Annotated in this window: 18 protein-coding genes; 16 read left to right on the plus strand and 2 right to left on the minus strand. The window is 59.9% G+C overall.

The features are described 5' to 3' along the window. The first annotated feature begins 209 nt into the window (after positions 1–209). The gene (locus tag LOY67_RS27420; RefSeq protein ID WP_265065242.1) at positions 210–1313 is read left to right on the plus strand and encodes a type IV toxin-antitoxin system AbiEi family antitoxin; all 1104 of its coding nucleotides are present in this window, start codon (positions 210–212) and stop codon (positions 1311–1313) included. After that, on the plus strand, positions 1301–2209 hold the full coding sequence (locus tag LOY67_RS27425) for a nucleotidyltransferase domain-containing protein (RefSeq protein WP_265065243.1): 909 nt from the start codon (positions 1301–1303) through the stop codon (positions 2207–2209). Before LOY67_RS27420 ends, LOY67_RS27425 begins: the two co-directional genes overlap by 13 nt. 41 nt (positions 2210–2250) lie before the next feature. Here LOY67_RS27425 and LOY67_RS27430 read toward each other — a convergent pair whose 3' ends face one another. Both LOY67_RS27430 and LOY67_RS27435 read right to left on the minus strand, forming a co-directional pair. Further along, complete coding sequence (locus LOY67_RS27430) at positions 2251–2427, minus strand: hypothetical protein (RefSeq protein WP_265065244.1); 177 nt, start codon at positions 2425–2427, stop codon at positions 2251–2253. 166 nt (positions 2428–2593) lie between these two features. Then, the gene (locus LOY67_RS27435) at positions 2594–2956 is read right to left on the minus strand and encodes a DUF6124 family protein (RefSeq protein ID WP_265065245.1); all 363 of its coding nucleotides are present in this window, start codon (positions 2954–2956) and stop codon (positions 2594–2596) included. A gap of 668 nt (positions 2957–3624) precedes the next feature. Between LOY67_RS27435 and LOY67_RS27440 the strand changes: the two genes are divergently transcribed. The 14 genes from LOY67_RS27440 (at position 3625) to icmH (ending at position 20012) form a co-directional block, all read left to right on the plus strand. Continuing rightward, on the plus strand, positions 3625–4593 hold the full coding sequence (locus LOY67_RS27440; protein WP_265063205.1) for an IS110 family transposase: 969 nt from the start codon (positions 3625–3627) through the stop codon (positions 4591–4593). Between the two features lie 416 nt (positions 4594–5009). After that, entirely contained in the window at positions 5010–6566 is a 1557-nt protein-coding gene (gene tssA, locus LOY67_RS27445) for a type VI secretion system protein TssA (RefSeq protein WP_265065246.1), read from the plus strand. Positions 6567–6598: 32 nt separating this feature from the next. Then, positions 6599–7102 (plus strand): type VI secretion system contractile sheath small subunit, encoded by a 504-nt coding sequence (gene tssB, locus LOY67_RS27450; RefSeq protein WP_265065247.1) that lies wholly within the window; start codon positions 6599–6601, stop codon positions 7100–7102. Positions 7103–7127: 25 nt separating this feature from the next. Continuing rightward, positions 7128–8609, plus strand: coding sequence for a type VI secretion system contractile sheath large subunit (tssC, locus tag LOY67_RS27455; protein ID WP_265065248.1), 1482 nt, complete (start codon positions 7128–7130; stop codon positions 8607–8609). A gap of 9 nt (positions 8610–8618) precedes the next feature. Next, on the plus strand, positions 8619–9029 hold the full coding sequence (gene tssE, locus LOY67_RS27460) for a type VI secretion system baseplate subunit TssE (RefSeq protein ID WP_265065249.1): 411 nt from the start codon (positions 8619–8621) through the stop codon (positions 9027–9029). A gap of 6 nt (positions 9030–9035) precedes the next feature. Beyond that, positions 9036–10820, plus strand: a complete 1785-nt coding sequence (tssF, locus tag LOY67_RS27465) for a type VI secretion system baseplate subunit TssF (RefSeq protein ID WP_265065250.1) — start codon at positions 9036–9038, stop codon at positions 10818–10820. Next, positions 10784–11791, plus strand: coding sequence for a type VI secretion system baseplate subunit TssG (gene tssG, locus LOY67_RS27470; protein ID WP_265065251.1), 1008 nt, complete (start codon positions 10784–10786; stop codon positions 11789–11791). Before tssF ends, tssG begins: the two co-directional genes overlap by 37 nt. Positions 11792–11802: 11 nt before the next feature. Next, positions 11803–14388 carry a type VI secretion system ATPase TssH gene (gene tssH, locus LOY67_RS27475; RefSeq protein WP_265065252.1) on the plus strand — a complete coding sequence of 862 codons (2586 nt, stop codon included), beginning with the start codon at positions 11803–11805 and terminating at the stop codon, positions 14386–14388. A gap of 10 nt (positions 14389–14398) precedes the next feature. Next, positions 14399–15976, plus strand: a complete 1578-nt coding sequence (locus LOY67_RS27480) for a sigma 54-interacting transcriptional regulator (RefSeq protein ID WP_265067835.1) — start codon at positions 14399–14401, stop codon at positions 15974–15976. Further along, on the plus strand, positions 15969–16109 hold the full coding sequence (locus LOY67_RS27485) for a type VI secretion protein (RefSeq protein WP_265065253.1): 141 nt from the start codon (positions 15969–15971) through the stop codon (positions 16107–16109). Before LOY67_RS27480 ends, LOY67_RS27485 begins: the two co-directional genes overlap by 8 nt. A gap of 15 nt (positions 16110–16124) precedes the next feature. Then, complete coding sequence (tagH, locus tag LOY67_RS27490; protein WP_265065254.1) at positions 16125–17327, plus strand: type VI secretion system-associated FHA domain protein TagH; 1203 nt, start codon at positions 16125–16127, stop codon at positions 17325–17327. A gap of 5 nt (positions 17328–17332) precedes the next feature. Continuing rightward, complete coding sequence (tssJ, locus tag LOY67_RS27495; protein WP_265065255.1) at positions 17333–17815, plus strand: type VI secretion system lipoprotein TssJ; 483 nt, start codon at positions 17333–17335, stop codon at positions 17813–17815. Next, on the plus strand, positions 17812–19143 hold the full coding sequence (gene tssK, locus LOY67_RS27500) for a type VI secretion system baseplate subunit TssK (RefSeq protein ID WP_265065256.1): 1332 nt from the start codon (positions 17812–17814) through the stop codon (positions 19141–19143). The genes tssJ and tssK overlap by 4 nt, the downstream gene beginning before the upstream one ends. 5 nt (positions 19144–19148) lie before the next feature. Beyond that, entirely contained in the window at positions 19149–20012 is an 864-nt protein-coding gene (icmH, locus tag LOY67_RS27505) for a type IVB secretion system protein IcmH/DotU (protein WP_265065257.1), read from the plus strand. The last annotated feature ends 5 nt before the right edge of the window (positions 20013–20017 follow it).

Genomic DNA, 20017 nt, shown 5'->3' on the forward strand with positions numbered 1-20017 from the left:
CCGAACTAGCCCGTCCGCTTCAGCGACGGGCGCCACACTATCACCGCGAGTAGCAGCTCAATTACCACTTAGCTTAGGTGTATGGTCAATTTTAGCTGTGCAGCTAAACAAGCATTTTCTGCTAAAGTAAATCGAAAGCAGCTGTCTTAGCTGGATAGCTAAATAATCTCACGAAGCTAAAATGCCCCATGACAACGATTTCTCCTCGGATGAGTCATTCGGAGTACGAAGGCGAGATGCTCGGCTTGCTCATCTCCGGGCTTTCCAGCGCACTCGACGGCGTTGCCGAGGTAACGCTGGAAACAAGTAAGTTAATTACCGTCAGCGCTTCGGATCCAGGGCGCGCAGATGCCTTACTCAACGTAAAGGGAAAAGGAGAGCCCGCTCTGCTGGTGGTGGAGGTTCTACGTAATGCATACCCTCGAGACATCCGGAGCGCGATGTGGGTCTTGGACGAGGTTCAGCACTCCCAGAATCGTGAACTCATTAAGATGGTTGCCGCAGAAACCCTAAGCCCAGGCGCAAAGCAAATGCTCAAGGATCACGGCTTTGGCTACTTCGAGAAGAGTGGCAGCCTTTATCTTCGTACGAAACGATGGTTCATCAATATCGAGCGCCCTTCAAAACCCCCATCAAAATCCAACACGATCTCGCTTTTTACTGACGCTCGTGAAGGCGTGGTTCATGCACTCCTCATGCACACTCGCCAATGGATGACAGGTGGTGAGCTTGCTGAGTTAGCACAAACCTCCGCCTATACCTGTTCAGTGGTGCTCCAGGAACTTGAGCGAAGAGAGTGGTGCGATTCGACAGGGGGCGGGCGAACCAAGCGGCGACGACTTGTGAAGCCAGGTAAGTTGCTCGATGCATGGGCGGAGCATTGGGCTCAGCGAGAGGAGCAAATAACGAAGGGATATCTTTTCGTCGAGCACCCTAAGCATCTGCTGAGGGAGGTGACCGACCGGGTTCAAGAGGCGGGTCTTGCTTCCAAGTGCATTGTGTCCGGGGCTGCGGCAGGAAATGCCTTCGCTCCGCTGCTTACCAGTACCGACGCGGTCGACTTGGTCATTCCACCGGGCTGGACGCAAACCTTCATGGAGGCACTGAAGATGAAGCCAGTGGCCAAAGGAGCAAATGTGTCGCTCATTCAACGCGAAGCACCGGCGCTGCTGTTTAGCCAACCATTCAATAATTACTCCTGCAACTTCGCGAGCCCCTACATCCTCTACCTCGACCTGCTTGATGGCCGAGGACGGAACAAGGAACTGGCGGAATACGTTAGGGAAAAACTGGAGCAGACATGGCCGATATAAAACCGAGGAGCGCCAGTGGATATAGCTCGGATGTCACTCAAGCATGCGAACAGACTTTGCTTACGATGCTGTCCGCCTTCGGGAATCTAAAGGATACCCTACGTCTGGTGGGTGGCTTGGTCCCTCGCTACTTAACGCCGGAGGCGCATCCGGAAGTTCCGGCACATGCAGGCACGTCAGATGTTGATGTGGTCCTCAACCTGGAGGTGCTAGCCAGTGGTGATGAATACGCGACTCTGGCAGAGCAGCTTAAGGCCCGCGGCTTCGAGCGCACTCCCAATAGAGATGGAAGACCTGCCTCTTGGAGATGGCGTCGTAAGGTGGATGATCACCTAATAGTGGTAGTCGAGTTGCTTAGGGATGCTGGTGACCTTCAGCCAGGGAGGGCAGTCAGTATTAATGGTGAAGAGGTTTCGGCAATGTGCATTAAGCACGCTGGAATAACCGCGGACTGGTTCTGTGAGAAGACCGTCACGGCCCACCTGCTGGATGGTAAAGGGGTTTCTACTGAGCAGATTCGCTTCGCCGATGTTCCGGCCTTCGTCATTCTCAAAGCACTGGCAATGAATCAGAGGCAGGAGCCCAAAGATGCCGCAGATCTCATTCATGTGATCCGTTACGCCGGCACGTTGGAGGAGGTTGCCGAGTTGTTCGCGGCGCGCATTCAATCGGGGAAGCATCAAAATGCAATGCTCGACGGATTGACGGCCCTAAAACTTCGCTTCTGCGATGACGAATACGCCCAAGGATTTGAGAAGGTCGGTCCCGTAGCCTACGCGCAATTTCTGGGAGCTGACGGTGACGAGGAGTTAATAGGGTACCAGCTGTACGCAGCCAGTCTTGTTGAAGGTCTGCTCAAACTGATCCACGAGAAAACGACCTTCACCCTCCCTTGATGGGGGACGATCAAACCGCCATACCGCGAGTAGAGTATGGTCTAGATCTGCGGGCAACAGCCGATTTCGGCCGACTCTGTTGAAAAAATCGGTTCTTCCAGACTGTCGGCAAACTGACCGCTGAAAATGCCTTTCTTGCGAAGAAAAAAGCCCAGGACCACCGAGCAGGTTCTAAAGATTGCTGCGAGCTGTACTGAGCTGTTGATCATTTTGGTCAAGGTTGGCAGCCCGTCAATCCCGAATAACTGGAAATAACCAGAAATCATCGGAAACCAGAGATGGCCGAACGGATTCGAACCAAAGCCCAGAAGTCCAAAAAAAGATATAGACGCGGATTATGCAAACCCGACGCAATGCGTCGGGTTTTTATTTAGAAGCTAGCCTCTACCGCGGTTCAACGTTATCCAGCGCCCGGTTCGCCAGCAACGAGCTCAGTTCGATCAATTGCTGAACACCAAGAGCAACGTGGCGGCGCGAGCCGTCCAATTCGAATGCCAAGTCGCTGACCATGGCATCAGCCGAGGCCAGAGTTTCACTGAGATTGGCGAGCAGGCATTCGTTGTCGACGTCTTCTATAACGGTGAATAGCTGGCCCGCTTGAGTGTCAGCTTTAGGCTTCGTCTGTTTGGGCAACAGGTAGAAATCCAAGGCACGTTTGGCGGCGGCGTCGATTGCTTCGGCGTTGATGCCGGCGGCATTGGGGGAAGTGGAATCTGCTTCTGGAGGATTCGGAGTTATCTTGAACATTAACTAGGTCCTAGGTGAAGCCGCTACCCTCTGGCTACTAAACGTAAGGGCGGCAGCTGTACGCAGGTTAGTAGACCGGGGACCTAGCAATCCGGCGCGCCCGAGGGCGCCCTGCGCACAGCTACCATCAAATACAGGCATGGAAATACCTGACTGATAGAAGCCATTGCGCCTCACTAGATAACACGGGCTACTAAACCCGACCACTGATGGGCAGTGGCAGGAAAACGATAAAGCCCGGGAACAAGGCGCACAAGCGGGCGGATTCTGGCGTAGTTGTAGGCAAAGGCGCAAGGATGTGTGGGGTGGCGGAAGCACGACGGTCAGTATTTGAGCCGTGCCCGGATTTCCTGGGCCTTGCGGCCGCCTTAAATCCCTTGTGGGAGCGAGCCTGCTCGCGAATGCGGTGGGTCAGCCTGCCTCAGTGCTGAATGTGCCGACGCCTTCGCGAGCAGGCTCGCTTGTATGGTAGGACTTGAAGGGAGGAGGAGGGACAAGGTTCGCTTCTGATTGTTAGCCGCAGTACAGACCGTGGGAGATTTTACCCCTCCTCCTTTCACACCCAAGCGCCGATAAAGAATGCATCTGGCCTAGACCGACGATAGGAACAAGCCTGCGCCTCTGGGTGAACCCTTCAAGTGTTCAAACCTTAGCCCGGAGAGTTTTCAATGGCAATGCCGGTTCCCCTCGTCAAGCCGATTGTAGGTGTGGATGTCGCCAAGGATGAGTTGGTGATGTATCACGCCGAAACCGATCAGCTTGAGATAGTCCCCAATAACAAAACTGCGATTAAGAAGTGGCTCAAGGCCTTGTCCATGCAGGTGGATATTGCCATCGAAGCCACCAATATCTATCACCTGGAGTTCGCCGATCTGGCTCACAAGGCCGGCTGCGTGATCTACATGGTCGGTGGCTATGAGCTCAGTCACTACCGCAAAGGCGTGAACGTGCGCGCCAAAACCGATGCACTGGATGCTCGCCTGTTGGCCCGTTACCTGAAGAACGAAGGCCAGGAACTGCATCCCTGGAACCCGCCATCGCCCTTGTATCGCCGGCTCGTAAGCCTTTTCCGGCGCCGTGCGGCTGTGGTCCAGGCCCGTGTCAGTCTGAGCCAAAGCTGGGCGAACGAGCCGTTACTCAAAGCCGCGTTCAAACGCCAGATAGGCGCGATGCAACGGCTGGAAACCCTGGTCGAAAAAAAGATCCAGGATGAGCTGAAGGACGCAGGCTTGCTGGGTCAGCTCAAGCGCTGCATGAAAGTTGAAGGCATTGGCCTGTTGACCGGCGCCCGGTTGCTCACCTCGTTTCAGCGGGGGGATTTCAAAAATGCCGATGCCTTCATCGCTTTTCTGGGGCTGGACCTGCGCATATCGCAATCAGGGCGAAAACAGGGTCGCCGCTGCTTGACCAAACGAGGTGATCCAGAAGCTCGCCGACTGCTGCACAACGCAGCGATGTCGGCAAGGCGCACGGAGCGATGGAAGGGGTTCTATGAGGCGTTGCTGGCACGGGGACTAAGTACAACTCAGGCCATGGTGGCGCTGTCGCGCAAGCTTGCCCGCGTAGTATTCGCTCTGCTGCAGAATCAGAGCGAATACCTGCCAGAAAGGCATTTGAAGGCTAGTCATGCACCATAGAATCTCCCACAGAGGGGAGTGCTGTTGGGGAAATTGCGCTTCGAGACGGCAGCCCAATCAACTCATTAACCACTGAGGAAGGCCCTCACCGTTACAAGCAACTGAATGCAATACCCTACCCGTAAGAATTTGTAACTTCTCGAGAACCCACCCAATAGTTAACGGAAAGTTACCTCACACTTCAAAGTACCTTTTGATGAACTCTTTTACAGAATAATCCTACATCCCCTATTTTTTATTTTTGGCATTCTTCGCACCGAATCGCAGCCCGCCGTTGAATGGACTGCGGCTCGAAGCATTCGGCTATGCAATACGAAACTTCCTACATGTAATGCTGAAAATACGCATTGAAGTTCCTGGTTATTTGCTGATTGCCGAAAGTTTTCAATAACCGTACCACCCCAAAAGGCCATGGATTGACCTACGCAAACAAACTGTCCGCCCATTACCTGGATATCGCCAAGACACCTGTTTCCAAGGACAGCTTCGCAGGCGTGGACGTGCGTTTTTCAAATGAATTCGAAGCGTTGGAAAGCGAGCTGGGGAAAGCCCAATCCATCCATGCGTGTGGCCAAGTCGATTGGCTGAAGATCCTTGAACAAAGTGAAGCCCTGTTGCGTACCCAGTCGAAAGACCTGCGAGTGGCGGCCTGGCTGATATGGGCGTTGTACCAGCGTGAATCGTTCCAGGGTTTATTGGCCGGTCTCCGCCTCCTGCACTACTTGTGTAAACACCATTGGCCCGAGATCCATCCCGCCAAGGCAAGAACCCGTGCAGCCAGTATCAGTTGGTTGTTACCGCGCCTGGAGCAGGCGCTGGGGGAAGAGGTTGCAATCAAAGAGCAATTGCCGCTTTTCCGGGATCTGCTGGCACAACTGGAAGGCCTTGAGGCCGTGTGCACCACTCACCTCGGGAATGACGCCCCCCTGATACTGCCGCTGAGCCGCCGGCTCGACACTGTGATCCGGCGCGTTACCGAGCATTCGTCAGAACCCGCCGCCATCGAGACGGTGGTGGCTCAGGTGAAGCAAGCCGCCAGCCAACTGCTCAACCCCAGCGCTCATATCGAAACCGAAAAAGAAGCCCACAAGGCGCTGCGCGTCCAGCAGGAAGGTGCTCGTTCGCTGTGCGCCTGGTGGCTCAAGCAGAAAGCTACCGACGTTCGCGCCCTGCGCCTGAATCGCGTCTTGCCCTGGCTGGCCATCGACGCGGTACCTGAGCGCAACGCCGAACAGGTCACGCTGTTGCGCGGGCTGCCGCCGGACAAGCTCAAGGGCTATCAGGACAGCCTCCAACGGGGCAGCTATGCGGATTTGCTGGTGGAGATCGAGGCCAGCCTGGCGAAAGCGCCGTTCTGGCTCGACGGCCAGAGGCTCGCCTGGGAATGCCTGCAAGGCCTGGGCGCTGAGCCGGCCATGCGTGAGCTGGAGGTCCATTTCGCGTTGTTCATCCAGCGCCTGCCGGGCGTGATCGAACTGCGCTGGCATGACGGCGTGCCGTTCGCCGATCCCGCCACCCGGGCGTGGATCGCGGCTCAGGTCATGCCCCATCTGCAATACCCCAGCGCCTCGCCCGCCGTCGATGTTGCCGACAAACAGGCGCCATGGGAGCTGGCTCTGGAAGAGGCTCAGGCGATTGTGCTCAGGGAGGGGCTCAAACCGGCCGTGCAGTTTCTCCGACAGGGCATGCAGGCCGCCAACGGTGCTCGCGAGCGGTTTCTCTGGCGGTTCGCAATGGCCCGGCTGTGCTTTTCGGCCAAGAAATACGAACTCGCCAAGGTCCAGCTCGAAGCGCTCGATCAAAGGCTGCAAAGCCCGGAGCTGAATGCGTGGGAGCCCGAACTGGCGTTGCAGGTATTGCACCTGCTGCACCACTGCTGCGAGTTGCTGCCGCAGAACCATCCCGTGCGCGAGCGCAAGGAAGAGACATTCCGCAGGTTGTGTCACCTCGACCTGGAACGGGTCATTGAATAGGCCTCCGGGTCCCATCGCAAGGAGAAAAAAACATGGCCAAAGAAGGCTCGGTCGCCCCCAAGGAACGCATCAACGTCACCTTCAAGCCAGCCACTGGCGGCGCCCAGGAAGAAATCGAACTGCCGCTCAAGCTGCTGGCAATCGGTGACTACACCCACCGCAAGGACGATCGCAAGATCGAGGACCGCAAGCCGATCAGCGTCGACAAGATGACCTTCGACGAAGTCCTGGCCAAGCAAGAGCTGAGCCTGGCCCTGAGCGTACCGAACCGTCTTCAGGAAGAGAGCGATGCCGGCGAGCTGGCCGTTCAACTGCGCTTGAACTCGATGAAGGACTTCACCCCCGCCCACCTGGTGGAACAACTGCCGGAGCTCAAGAAGCTGATGGCGCTACGAGACGCCCTGGTGGCGCTCAAAGGGCCGTTGGGTAACACGCCGGCGTTTCGCAAGGCCATCGAAGACGCACTGACCGACGATGACTCCCGTGGTCGCGTACTGGACGAGCTGGGCCTGAACGCCCCGACCACAGACGCTTGACCCTGACAGACAAGGAAGCCGATACATGAGCACCCATGCAGCACTGCAACAGCGCCAGGACCAGGACCATGGCGAATACAGCATTCTCGAAACCATCATCGCCCAGACCCGCCTGACGCCGGACGATGAAGCCTATGACATTGCCAAGCGCGGCGTGTCGGCTTTCATCGAGGAATTGCTCAAACCACAGAACAGCGGCGAGCCGGTCAAGAAAGCCATGGTCGACCGCATGATCGCCGAGATCGATGCCAAGCTCAGCCGCCAGATGGACGAGATCCTCCATCATCCGGAGTTCCAGGCTCTGGAGTCGGCATGGCGCGGTCTGCAGCTATTGGTTGACCGCACCAACTTCCGCGAAAACATCAAGATCGAGATGCTCAACGTCTCCAAGAGCGACTTGCTGGATGACTTCGAGGATTCGCCGGAGGTCATGCAATCGGGCCTATACAAACACATCTACACCGCCGAATACGGTCAGTTCGGCGGCCAGCCCGTAGGGGCGATCATTGCCAACTACTTCATGTCCCCAAGCTCGCCGGACGTGAAACTCATGCAATACGTTGCCAGTGTGGCCTGCATGGCCCATGCGCCGTTCATCGCCGCGGCCGGCCCGAAGTTCTTCGGCCTGGAAAGCTTCACGGGCCTGCCGGACCTCAAGGACCTGAAAGACCACTTCGAAGGCCCGCAATTCGCCAAGTGGCAGAGCTTCCGTCAGTCGCAAGACGCTCGCTACGTCGGCCTGACCGTCCCGCGTTTCCTGCTGCGTCCCCCGTACGATCCGGAAGAGAACCCGGTGAAGTCGTTCGTGTACAAGGAAACCGTTGCCAACAGCCACGAGCATTACCTGTGGGGTAACACGGCGTATGCGTTCGGCACGCGGCTGACCGACAGCTTCGCCAGGTTCCGCTGGTGCCCGAACATCGTCGGCCCGCAAAGCGGCGGTACGGTTGAAGACCTGCCGTTGCATCACTTCGAAAGCATGGGCGAAATCGAAACCAAGATTCCGACCGAAGTATTGGTTTCCGATCGTCGCGAATACGAGCTGGCCGAAGAGGGATTCATTTCCCTGACCATGCGCAAAGGCAGCGACAACGCCGCGTTCTTCTCCGCCAGCTCCGTACAGAAGCCAAAGTTCTTCGGCATCAGCGCCGAGGACAAGGAAGCCGAGCTGAACTACAAGCTGGGTACCCAGCTGCCGTACATGATGATCGTCAATCGCCTGGCTCATTACTTGAAAGTCTTGCAGCGCGAGCAATTGGGCTCATGGAAGGAGCGCACGGACCTGGAGCGCGAGCTCAATAACTGGATCCGCCAATACGTTGCCGACCAGGAGAACCCAAGCGCCGAAGTCCGTGGCCGGCGGCCCCTGCGGGCGGCCAGGATCGTCGTCAGCGATGTTGAAGGCGAGCCCGGCTGGTACCGGGTCAGTCTCAATGTTCGTCCTCACTTCAAGTACATGGGGGCCGATTTCACCTTGTCGCTGGTCGGCAAGCTGGACAAGGCATAAGCGCCGCCCATGACTTACGGCAGTCTTTTCGAACGCCTGAACGGTGACACCGAGGAACGTGCGGGGCTGAGCCGCGAGGCCAGCGTCATGGCCTCCGTGGCGGCTCATCTGACCAGGATGCTGGGCACCCGTGCGGGTAGCGCGCAGACGTCATCCGACTATGGATTGCCGGACCTCAACGATATGCGCCTGAGCCTGCATGACGCACGGAGCCAGGCCAGCAGCGCGATCAGGACGTTCATCGAGACCCATGAGCCACGGCTCGGCAACGTCCGTGTCACCTCGATACCGAATGACGCCAATCCGCTTTGCCTGTTCTTCAGCGTTGATGCCTTGCTCGATGCGCAGGGCCTGAAGCGGCGGATGAACCTGTCCGTTTGCCTGGACGGCAACGGTCAAGTCAAGGTCAGCCAAGGATAGCCACCCATGTCATTCAACCACTACTACCAGAGCGAACTGACCGCGCTTCGCCAGTTGGGTCGGCGTTTTGCCGAACGCAACCCGGCGCTGGCGCCGTTCCTGGGCCAGGCCGGGCGGGACCCGGATGTGGAGCGTCTACTCGAAGGGTTCGCGTTCCTGACCGGGCGCTTGCGCCAGAAGCTCGATGATGAATTGCCAGAACTGAGCCATTCGCTGATGCAGCTATTGTGGCCAAACTACATGCGGCCGCTGCCGGCCTTCAGCATTTTGCAGTTCGATCCACTTGGGCGGTCCGGCCCCGCGCTGCGGGTGGAACGCGATACACCGGTCGAGAGCAAGCCTGTCCAGGGGGTGCGATGCCGTTTTCGTACGTGCTACCCGACCGAGGTACTGCCGCTGGCTCTGACCGGCTTGAATTATTCGGTAAAGGGCGACGGTTCGCTGCTGAACCTGCGCCTGGAGATGCTCGGTGATGGTCACCTGGGTGAGGTGCAGTTGAGCCGCTTGCGCCTACACTTTGCCGGTGAGCGCTACATCAGCCAGATGCTCTATCTCAGTCTCTTGCGCAACCTTGAAGGGATCGAGCTGATCCCGCTGGACGGCGCCGGCCAACCCGTCAGCGCGCCGAACGGTACGCCAATGACCTTCAGCATCCCCGCCGACCGTGTCCAACCGGTGGGGTTTGCCGAAGAGGAAGCGCTGGTTCCCTATCCACTGAATACCTTTCGCGGCTATCGCTACCTTCAGGAGTATTTCGCCTTTCAGGACAAGTTCCTGTTCGTCGACGTCGCGGGCCTGGACCTGCTCGATGCACTGCCACAAGGCATCCTGGAACAGATGCGCGGCCTGGACCTACGCTTCGATATCGGCAAGAACGGTATCCAGCGGCTGCGTCCGACTCTGGATAACGTGAAGCTTTACTGCACCCCCATCGTCAACCTGTTCAAGCATGACGCAGAGCCGATCCGGCTGGATGGCAAGCAGGACGAGTACCTGCTGCTGCCGGCCAGTTACGACCGCGAGCACTGCGGCGTGTACTCGGTGCACAGCGTGACCGGCTGGAACCCCGGCGGCCTGGGGTATCGAACCTATGTACCGTTCGAATCCTTCGAACACGACCCAGGTTTCGATGTGCAGAGCCGTCCCTACTACAGCGTTCGGCAACGTTCATCGCTGCTGTACGACGGCCTGGATACCTGCCTGGGCTTTGGCATCCGCGACATCCAGCAGCATGAAACCCTGTCGATCGAACTGACGTGCACCAACCAGAACCTGCCGCGCCAACTCAAGCTGGGTGACATCGACCAGCCCGGTGAAAAAAGCCCTCAGTCGCTGGGTTTCCGCAATATCAGCCCGGTCACGTCCAGCTTCGCGCCGCCGCTCAATGAGGATTTCCTCTGGAAGCTGATCAGCAACATGTCACTCAACTACCTGTCGCTGGCAGACGTGAACGCCCTCAAGGTGATTCTCGAAACCTACGACTTTCCCCGTTATTACGACGAGCAGGCAGAACGAACCAGCAAGTGCCTGTTGGACGGACTCAAGTCCATCAGGCACCGGCCTGTCGACCGGTTGCACCGGGGCCTGCCGGTTCGCGGCTTGCAAACCGAACTGACCATCGACCCACAGGGCTATCTCGGTGAGGGGGACCTGTTCGTTTTCGCCTCGGTCCTCAACGAGTTCTTTGCGCTTTATGCCAGCCTCAATTCGTATCACGAACTGCGGGTGAACAGCACACAGGGAGAGGTGTACCAATGGACACCCCGCATGGGCCAGCAACCCCTTCTATAAGCGCACTGACGCGGGGAATACGCGAATACTCGCTGTTCCAGGCCGTGCTGCTGGTCATTGACCGGCTGCGCGAGGCCCACCCGCTTCTGAGCGACGAGCACCTGTACGAGCAACTGGAGTTCCAGGCCAACCCAAGCCTGGGGTTCGCGGCCAGTGACATCGATCGCGTGGAGTTTTTCCAGGAACATGGGCAACTGCGGGCGCGCCTGCGTCTGAATCTGCTCGGTTTGGTCGGCGCAGGCTCGCCGCTGCCGGCGTTCTATGGCGAACAGGCCTTGGGAGAGGACGGGAACGGCAACCCGACTCGTCATTTTCTCGACCTGTTCCACCATCGTCTTCAACGATTGATGCTGCCGATCTGGCGCAAATACCGCTACAGCGCAAGCTTCCGGACCGGTGCCCGGGACCCGTTCTCCGAACAACTATTCTCCCTGGTTGGCCTGGGTGGCGAAGCCATCCGCCAGGCCACTCAACTGAACTGGAAGCGCCTGCTGCCCTACCTCGGCCTGCTGAGTCTTCGCGCTCATTCGGCGGCGCTGATCGAAGCGGTGTTGCGCTATTACTTCAAGCACGCCGAGCTGAATCTCGAACAGTGCATCGAGCGCCGCGTGAACATCATCGATGAGCAACGCAATCGCCTGGGGCTCGCCAACAGCCTGTTGAATGAAGACCTGGTGCTGGGCGAACAGGTGCGCGACCGCAGCGGCAAGTTCCGCATCCATATCCGCAACCTGGACTGGCAACGTTTCCACGAATTTCTGCCGATCGGCGTCGGTTACCGGCCGCTGTGCGCGCTGGTGCGATTCACCCTGCGCGATCCCCTCGAATATGACCTCCGCCTGGTCCTGCGTCGGCAGGAAATACGCGCATTGCGCATTGGCGAACAGAACACCTGCCACCTGGGATGGACCAGTTGGCTGGGCCACGAACGCGCCGACGGCGTAGTGATCCTGGGCAGTAAAATTCATTAGGGATGGATGACATGATCAACGTAGACCTCCAGCAACTCATCCAGGCGCTGGATGCCGAGACCAGGAACGACCTGGAGCGCTCGGCCGAGCAGTGCGTGGCCCGTGGCGCCGACAAGGTCCTGGTGGAAGACCTGCTGCTGGGCCTGCTGGAACGCCCGGACAGCCTGCTCGCCCGCGCCTTGCAGGATGCCCGCATCAGCCCAGGCGAATTGATCGCGACCTTGCAACCACGCCCTGGGCACAGCGTCTCGTGTAACCCGTCATTTGCCCCGGAGCTGGTGCGATGGCTGCAAGACGCCTTGGGTGTGGCCAGTCTGGAATTGGGTGAGAGCCTGGTCGGCCAAGCCGCCCTGATCCTGGCGTTGCTGCGTCACCCGGCTCACCACGCCGGCACGTCTTATCAAGCGCTGCTTGCCGAGCTCAACATCGGCCGGTTGAAGGATTATGCCTTGGCGCAACAGGCCCAACCGAGCGCCGATTCATCCGTCGCCGAGGAAAATGCCCTGCTGGAGCGCTTTACCCACAACCTGACCCAACAGGCCCGCGACGGCCAACTCGATCCCGTGCTTTGCCGGGACGCTGAAATCAGGCAGATGATCGACATCCTGACCCGTCGCCGCAAAAACAATCCGATTGCCGTGGGTGAAGCAGGGGTAGGCAAGACCGCCATCGTCGAAGGACTGGCCTTGCGCATCGTTGCGAAGGAAGTACCACCGGCACTTGAAGACGTGGAACTGCGTTCGCTGGACATGGGACTGCTGCAAGCCGGAGCCAGTATCAAAGGCGAATTCGAGCGCCGTCTCAAAGGCGTGATCGATGAGGTCAAGGCCTCACCCAAATCCATCATCCTGTTCATCGACGAAGCCCACACCCTGATCGGCGCGGGCGGCAATGCCGGTGGCTCCGACGCGGCCAACCTGCTCAAACCGGCCTTGGCCAGGGGCGAACTGCGGACCATCGCCGCCACCACGTGGAGCGAGTACAAAAAATACTTCGAAAAAGACCCGGCCCTGGCCCGTCGCTTCCAGCCGGTGCAGTTGCACGAGCCGACCGTCGAGGAAGCGGTCACTATCCTGCGCGGCCTCGCCCCGGTCTACGAGAGCAGCCACGGCATCTACCTGCGCGATGATGCGGTGGTCGCGGCCGCACAGCTGTCGGCCCGCTACCTGACTGGCCGTCAACTGCCGGACAAAGCTGTTGACGTGCTCGACACCGCCTGCGCACGGGTGCGTATCAGCCTGGCCGCGGCCCCGCAAAGCCTCGAGCGGTTGCGCGGCATACTGGCTGAAGGTGAACGCCAGCGCCAGGCGCTGCGCCGCGATGCCCAGGCCGGTCTGCCGATTGATTTCCCGGCGCTGGAAGCACTGGAAGCGCGTCTGGAGGCCATCGAGAAAGAGCGTCAGACGCTGGAAGTCGACTGGAGCGAGCAACGCATCCTGGCCGAACGCCTGTTATCGCTGCGCCAGCAACTGGCCGAAGCGCGGGAAACAGCAGCGGATCAAGCGCTGGACATCGAGATCCTGCAGTCGGCGCTATGCGAAACCCATGATGCGCTATTGGCCGCGCAAGCCCGGGAGCGCCTGGTCAGCTTCGAAGTCTGTCCAAGGCTGGTGGCCGAAGTCATCAATGCCTGGACCGGCGTACCGCTGGCACAACTGGCGCGTGAACACAGCGCAAGCGTTGCCGGTTTCGCCACAGATTTACGCGCCCGTATCCGCGGCCAGGAACAAGCCGTGCTGGCCCTGGACCGTGCAATGCGCGCGGCCGCCGCCGGCCTGAACAGACCCGACGCGCCGGTGGGGGTGTTCCTGCTGGTGGGACCGAGCGGCGTCGGCAAGACCGAAACGGCGCGGGCCCTGGCCGACCTGCTGTATGGCGGCGAGCGTTTTGTCACCGTGATCAACATGGCTGAGTTCCAGGACAAACACACCGTTTCCCGGCTGATCGGCGCACCACCCGGTTATGTCGGCTTTGGCGAGGGCGGCATGCTTACCGAAGCCGTGCGGCATAAACCCTATTCAGTGGTGCTGCTCGATGAGGTGGAAAAGGCCGATCCGGACGTACTGAACCTGTTCTACCAGATCTTCGACAAAGGCTTGGCCAATGATGGCGAAGGGCGAGAAATCGATTTTCGCAACACGCTGATTCTGATGACCTCGAACCTGGGCAGCGAGCGCATCAGCGAACTGTGCGAAAACGGCGCACGACCGAGTGCCGAACATCTCGAGGAAAGCCTTCGCCCGATACTCAGCCGGCATTTCCAGCCGGCGCTGCTGGCACGCATGTGCGTGGTGCCGTACTACCCGGTCAGCGGCCCGGTGCTGCGGGAGCTGGTGGAAATCAAACTCGGCCGCTTGAGCGAGCGGCTGCAAGCTCGTCGGTTGAGCTTCAGTTACTGCGAACACCTGGTGGAGCACCTGGCCGGACACTGCACTCGCAGCGACAGTGGCGCGCGCATGATCGACCGTCTGCTCGACCTGCACCTGATGCCCCAGGTAGCCGATCGCCTGCTCGCGGCCATGGCCAGCGGCGAGGCATTGCGACAGGTGCACGCCACCCTGGATGGCAACGCCGGCATCGTCTGTGAGTTCAGCTGAGATGGACGCGATGTTCGAGCAGGTGCCGCAACCGCTGGCCTATGCCGAGGCTCTGCTGGCTCAATTCTCCAGCCTGTCAGGCGCAGCGGATGTCGCTACGTTGCTGGGGAATTTTATCCAGGGTGCCGCCCACCTCAGCGGTTGCGAGCTGACACAGTTGTACTTGCTGGATGCCACCCACGCCCATCTGGAAATGCACAGCGAATGCCTGGAAGGCCAACTGTGCTTCCGTGACCGGACCCGGCTGCCTTCCGATTACAGCGGCGAGCAACTGCTGCAATTCGCCCTGTGCCAGAACCGTGTGGTCAGCCTCGACGCGTTGAACTCAAGCCTTCACGAAACCGGCTTCCTGCCGAACCGGCCGACGCCCTGGCAGTCGCTGCTTTGCGTGCCACTCATCAATCCACGCAACACCGTCGAAGGGCTGTTGCTATGCGCCACCGGCAAGCACTTCGACCTGCATGGGTTTGCCAAGTCCCTGAGCCGACTTGGGGCCTTCGCGCTCAGTCAGAAACATCTGTTGCAGCGCCTGCACCGTCCTGCCGGTGCCCCCTCCCCCGTCGCCACAACCGTGCCTGGCACCAACGGCTACGGCCTGATTGGCAAAAGCCCGGCGATGCGCCAGACCTGCCTGTTGATCAGCAAAGTCCTGCATAGCCCCTACACCGTCCTGCTACGTGGCGAGACGGGCACCGGTAAGGAAGTGGTGGCCCGGGCCATTCACGATTGTGGTCCGCGTCGCACCAGGGCGTTCATCGTGCAGAACTGTGCAGCGGTCCCCGAGAACCTGCTGGAAAGCGAGCTGTTCGGCTATCGCAAGGGCGCGTTCACCGGGGCCGACCGGGATCGTCTCGGGCTGTTCGATGCGGCCGAGGGAGGCACGCTGCTGCTCGATGAGATCGGCGACATGCCATTGTCCCTCCAGGCCAAGCTGCTGCGGGTGTTGCAGGAGGGGGAAATCCGTCCGCTGGGGTCCAGCAAAACCCACAGGATCGACGTTCGCATCATCGCCGCGACCCACCGTGACCTGAGACAACGGGTGGAGGAAGGTCAGTTTCGCGAAGACCTGTATTACCGACTCGCCCAGTTCCCGATCCAGTTACCGGCGTTGCGCCAGCGTGAAGGCGACATCCTCGAACTGGCGCGGCACTTCGCCGACAAGGCCTGCACTTTCTTGCGACGCGATCCGCTGGGTTGGTCCGACGCCGCCCTCGATCATTTGGCCGCCTATAGCTTCCCGGGGAACGTGCGCGAACTCAAGGCCATCGTGGAAAGGGCCGTGTTGCTGTGCGAGGGCGACGAGCTACTGGTCGAACATTTTGCCTTGCACGTCGACACGGCCCTCGCCCGTCATCCCATGAACCTGCGTGAACGACTGGGGCAAATCGAACGCGGCCTGCTGATCGATTGCCTGCGCAAGAACGCCGGCAACCAGACGCTGGCCGCCCGCGAACTCGGCTTGCCACGTCGCACCCTGCTCTATCGCCTCGGGCGCCTGAAGATTCAACCGAGGGACTTCGATGACCCACCCCCATCGCTGGTTCCTGGCGCCCGGCCCTTTCAAACCTGGAGACCTTCCGATGCCTGATTTTTCCTGGCAAGCCGTCCTGCTGGCGGTCGTCGTGTCATTCGGCCTCGGCGGCTGCAACGGCAATTACACATTCAATGACAGCGCTTATCGCCCCCTGGGTGATCCCGAGGCGGTCAATCGCGGCAAGTAACCGCAAGGAGTATCGATGGAGCTTGTGCTTGAAATGCTGAACGCCAGACAGTTCATTCCGACGCCACTGTGCCGCAAGACATTCGGACCGGCTGGCGGCGTGATCGGCCGGGGCGACAGCTGTGATTGGTCCATTCCCGACCGCCAGCGCCTGCTGTCCAAACACCACGCGCAGATCAGCGCGCGCGAAGGGGCATTTTTCCTGACCGACACCAGCGGCAACGGCGTGAGCCATCGCGCAAGTGGTGCGCGCCTGCCCAAGGGCGAGCCGGTGCGTATCCAGGACGGGGATGTCTTCCTCATGGGCGATTTCGAAATCCTGGCGCGGCTGGTTACCGGCCCATCGAGCAGCACCGCACCGGCAGGCCGCCCACTGTCAGTCGAAAGCCTGATTCCGGACGATGCCTTTCTCGATCTCGACCCACTGAAGGCGCTGGAGCAACAACCCGGTGGGTTTTCGGAAATAGACGAACTGATCAGCCCCGCTGCCGCACCAACGGACGCCTTCAAGTGTGCCGACTACGCGCCCATCGACATGGAAAACCTGCTGCTGCCGGAACTGGTCGATGTCCCGGTCGAATCCGATCAGGCGCCGATCTCACCGACCATCGTGCCCCTTCCTCCACACGAAGACTTCTGGGAACGTTTCGGCTCAGCGCTGGGCATGGACCTTGGAAACCTGGACAACGCGACCCGCGAAGCCCTGGCGTTGAGTACCGTGAGATTGCTCAGGCAAAGCCTCCAGGGACTGCAGCAAAGCCTGCATACCCGGTCAGAGTTGAAGCGCGAACTGCGTCTGGCGCAGACGCTTATCCAGGATGAACAGAAGAACCCGCTGAAGTTCGCCGACGACGCCCAGCATGCCGTGCAGATGCTGTTGCAACCGGACAACCCGGCCCAGTTGTCGGCCGACCAGGCCATTACCCGGGCCTTCCGCGATTTGCAAGCCCATCACGTGGCCTTGCTCACCGCGTGCCGCGCCACATTGCGCGCGACGCTGGAACACTTCTCCCCCCAACGACTGATGTTCCGACTGGAACGGGAGCACAAGCCGCTGATCAGGACGAGTGGCGGCTGCTGGAGGGCTTATGGCCGTTATCACCAGGCCTTGTGCCAGGACGACGACTGGATAGAACGACTGCTGGCCCGTGACTTCGCCCAGGCTTACGAAGAACAGGTTCGCCTGGTTTCCACCCTGCACACCGACCACCATGGATGACGCACATGTCTCGTTGCACGCTGCTGTTCCTCACGACGCTGCTGTTGGCCGGTTGCGCCACGCTGTCGCCCTTTTCGACGATGACCAAGCTCAACCTCACGCTGGCGGCCAGCGATCAACTCAACCCGGACCTCAACGGACGGCCCTCGCCCGTGGTGGTGCGGCTGTTTGAGCTCAGGCATCCGGTGGCTTTCGAGCATGCGGACTTCTTCAGCCTCTATGAACGCGCCAGGGAAACGCTGTCGCCGGATCTGCTTTCCAGCGAAGAACTGGAGCTGCGTCCGGGTGAAACCGTAGAGCTGAAGCTCGCCGTCGCCGGGGGTGGTCGTTACGTCGGCGTCGTCGCGGCCTACCGTGACCTGCCACAAGCCCGCTGGCGCTACACCCTGCCAGTCACCGTGGCACAAATCACCGAGGCGAGCCTCGTCCTCGAACAGGACGGGATTACCAACGCCATGCAAAGACCTGCCGAGGCCGATGCCCGATGAACCACGATAAAGTCATCTGGCAGGAAGGCATGCTGCTGCGCCCACAGCACTTACAGCACAACGACCGCTACTTCGATCACCAGCTGAAGTTCCGCACGCGCTGCCTGGCCCGATACGCCTGGGGATTCCTGGGGCTGGAAATCGATTCCCAGTTTCTCAACATGGGCCAGTTGGTGGTCAGCCAGGCCTCGGGGGTTTTACCGGACGGCAGCCTGTTCGAGTTGAACGGCAACGCCGAATCCCTGGTCCTGGAAGTCCCGCCCAATACCAGCAACACGCCAATCTACCTGGCTTTGCCGCTGGTGACCGGCAATCGCGTCGAGTCCCGCCGTCCGGAGCAGTCTGACGTACTGGCGCGCTACATCACCTACGACATGCAGGTGGCCGACTCCAATGCCGCGGACGCGCTCAGCAGCCCGGTCAGCTGTGGCCGCCCGGACCTGCGCCTGCTGCTGGGCGAGCAGCAGAGTGACCAGGCATTCGTGAAACTCAAGCTCTGCGAGGTGCTCGATACCACGTCCGATGGCGTGATCCGGCTCGATCCGGACTTTATCCCGACCTTTATCCAGGCTGGTTCATCCGCTTATCTGCGCTCGTGCCTCAAGGAAGTCATCGGCATGCTCGGGCACCGGGGAGACAGTCTCGCTGAACGGATTCGCTCCAACGGCAAGGCCGGAGGCACCCAGGTCGGCGACTTCATGATGCTGCAGTTGATCAACCGCAACGAACTGCTGTTGCGGCATGACCTGGACCTGGAGCAGGTACACCCCGAACGGCTCTACCGCACCTTGCTGACCCTGCTGGGCGAATTGGCGACGTTCTCCGGCGAGAGCAAACGCCCACCGTTCACCAACCACTATCGACACAGTGACCAGGGTGGCTGCTTTCGAAGCTTGATGCAGGGCATTCGCCAGATGCTCTCCATGGTGCTGGAACAGCACGCGATTGAACTGCCGTTGCAGGCGCGCCAATACGGCATCATCGTCTCGCCGGTCCACGACCTTTCACTGCTGGGCTCGGCTTCGTTCGTGCTCGCGGCGAGCGCCCATTGCGACGGCGAAGAGTTGCGCCAGCGCTTGCCCTCGCAGCTCAAGATCGCTCCGGTGGAGCGCATCCGCCAATTGGTCAATCTGCACCTGCCCGGCATCCGGATCAGGCCCTTGCCCGTGGCGCCGCGGCAGATTGCATTCCACGCCAACAAAACCTATTTCATCCTCGAGCCCAACCCCGAAGACCTGGCCCAACTGAATCGCTCCGCAGGCTTTGCTTTCCACGTTTCCGGAGACTTCTCCGAGCTTGAACTGAACTTCTGGGCCATCAGGAACTGACCAAAATGGACAAGGAAAATCCTCAGGACGAAACCACCGTCCTGCTCGACCATCATGGTCAACGCCCGGCTTCGCAACCATTGACCGACGCCGCCGCGCCGCCGCGTATCGAGCAGTTGCAGGAGCGCATGATCTACGCCGCGCACCAGCCACCCACGCGAACCTCGACAGCCGGCCTCAACCCGCTGGTGGCGGCGGCATCCGGGTTGTTGTCGCAATTGGTCAGGCTCAAACACGGTCGCGACCGTGAGGACCTGCGGACTCTCAAGCACGAGCTGACCCGCGATCTGGAACAGTTCGAAGCCCGTGCCACACAGAGCGGTGTCGAGAGCAGCCAGTTGACCGCTGCCCGTTACGTGCTCTGCACCGTGCTCGACGAAGCGGTGGTCACAACGTCGTGGGGCAACGGGAGCGGTTGGTCGCAAATGAGCCTGCTCAGTACCTTCCATAACGAAACCTTCGGCGGCGAAAAGGTCTTCCAGTTACTGGATCGCTTGTCGAAGAACCCCACCCGGCACCTGCCGATGCTCGAGTTGCTGTACCTGTGCCTGTCCCTCGGCTTCGAGGGCAAGTACCGGGTCCAGATGCGCGGAGCGCTGGAACTCGAAGGCGTGCGCGACAGCCTCTACCGGCTGATCCGTCAGGTACGTGGCGAGATTCCCGGTGAGCTGTCACCCCATTGCGAAGGCCTCGAAGGGGTACGTCGCCGCCCGGTACGCAGCGTTCCGGCCTGGACCGTGGCGCTCTTCACCCTGGTGTGCCTGGGGATGATGTATTCGAGCTTTGCCTGGGTACTGGCCGAGCACCGCAAGACTGTCCTGCACCCTTATCAATCACCAGAACCGGTCACCGCTCAGCCGCTGCCGTAAAACAG

Origin of the sequence: Pseudomonas sp. B21-056 (assembly GCF_026016325.1) — a bacterium.
Classification (GTDB): Bacteria; Pseudomonadota; Gammaproteobacteria; order Pseudomonadales; family Pseudomonadaceae; genus Aquipseudomonas.

Coding starts and splice junctions, on each gene's coding strand:
- LOY67_RS27420 (WP_265065242.1), top strand. CDS start 210: ATGAGTCATTCGGAGTACGAAGGCGAGATGCTCGGCTTGCTCATCTCC.
- LOY67_RS27425 (WP_265065243.1), top strand. CDS start 1,301: ATGGCCGATATAAAACCGAGGAGCGCCAGTGGATATAGCTCGGATGTC.
- LOY67_RS27435 (WP_265065245.1), bottom strand. CDS start 2,956: ATGTTCAAGATAACTCCGAATCCTCCAGAAGCAGATTCCACTTCCCCC.
- LOY67_RS27440 (WP_265063205.1), top strand. CDS start 3,625: ATGGCAATGCCGGTTCCCCTCGTCAAGCCGATTGTAGGTGTGGATGTC.
- tssB (WP_265065247.1), top strand. CDS start 6,599: ATGGCCAAAGAAGGCTCGGTCGCCCCCAAGGAACGCATCAACGTCACC.
- tssC (WP_265065248.1), top strand. CDS start 7,128: ATGAGCACCCATGCAGCACTGCAACAGCGCCAGGACCAGGACCATGGC.
- tssE (WP_265065249.1), top strand. CDS start 8,619: ATGACTTACGGCAGTCTTTTCGAACGCCTGAACGGTGACACCGAGGAA.
- tssF (WP_265065250.1), top strand. CDS start 9,036: ATGTCATTCAACCACTACTACCAGAGCGAACTGACCGCGCTTCGCCAG.
- tssG (WP_265065251.1), top strand. CDS start 10,784: ATGGACACCCCGCATGGGCCAGCAACCCCTTCTATAAGCGCACTGACG.
- tssH (WP_265065252.1), top strand. CDS start 11,803: ATGATCAACGTAGACCTCCAGCAACTCATCCAGGCGCTGGATGCCGAG.
- LOY67_RS27480 (WP_265067835.1), top strand. CDS start 14,399: ATGTTCGAGCAGGTGCCGCAACCGCTGGCCTATGCCGAGGCTCTGCTG.
- LOY67_RS27485 (WP_265065253.1), top strand. CDS start 15,969: ATGCCTGATTTTTCCTGGCAAGCCGTCCTGCTGGCGGTCGTCGTGTCA.
- tagH (WP_265065254.1), top strand. CDS start 16,125: ATGGAGCTTGTGCTTGAAATGCTGAACGCCAGACAGTTCATTCCGACG.
- tssJ (WP_265065255.1), top strand. CDS start 17,333: ATGTCTCGTTGCACGCTGCTGTTCCTCACGACGCTGCTGTTGGCCGGT.
- tssK (WP_265065256.1), top strand. CDS start 17,812: ATGAACCACGATAAAGTCATCTGGCAGGAAGGCATGCTGCTGCGCCCA.
- icmH (WP_265065257.1), top strand. CDS start 19,149: ATGGACAAGGAAAATCCTCAGGACGAAACCACCGTCCTGCTCGACCAT.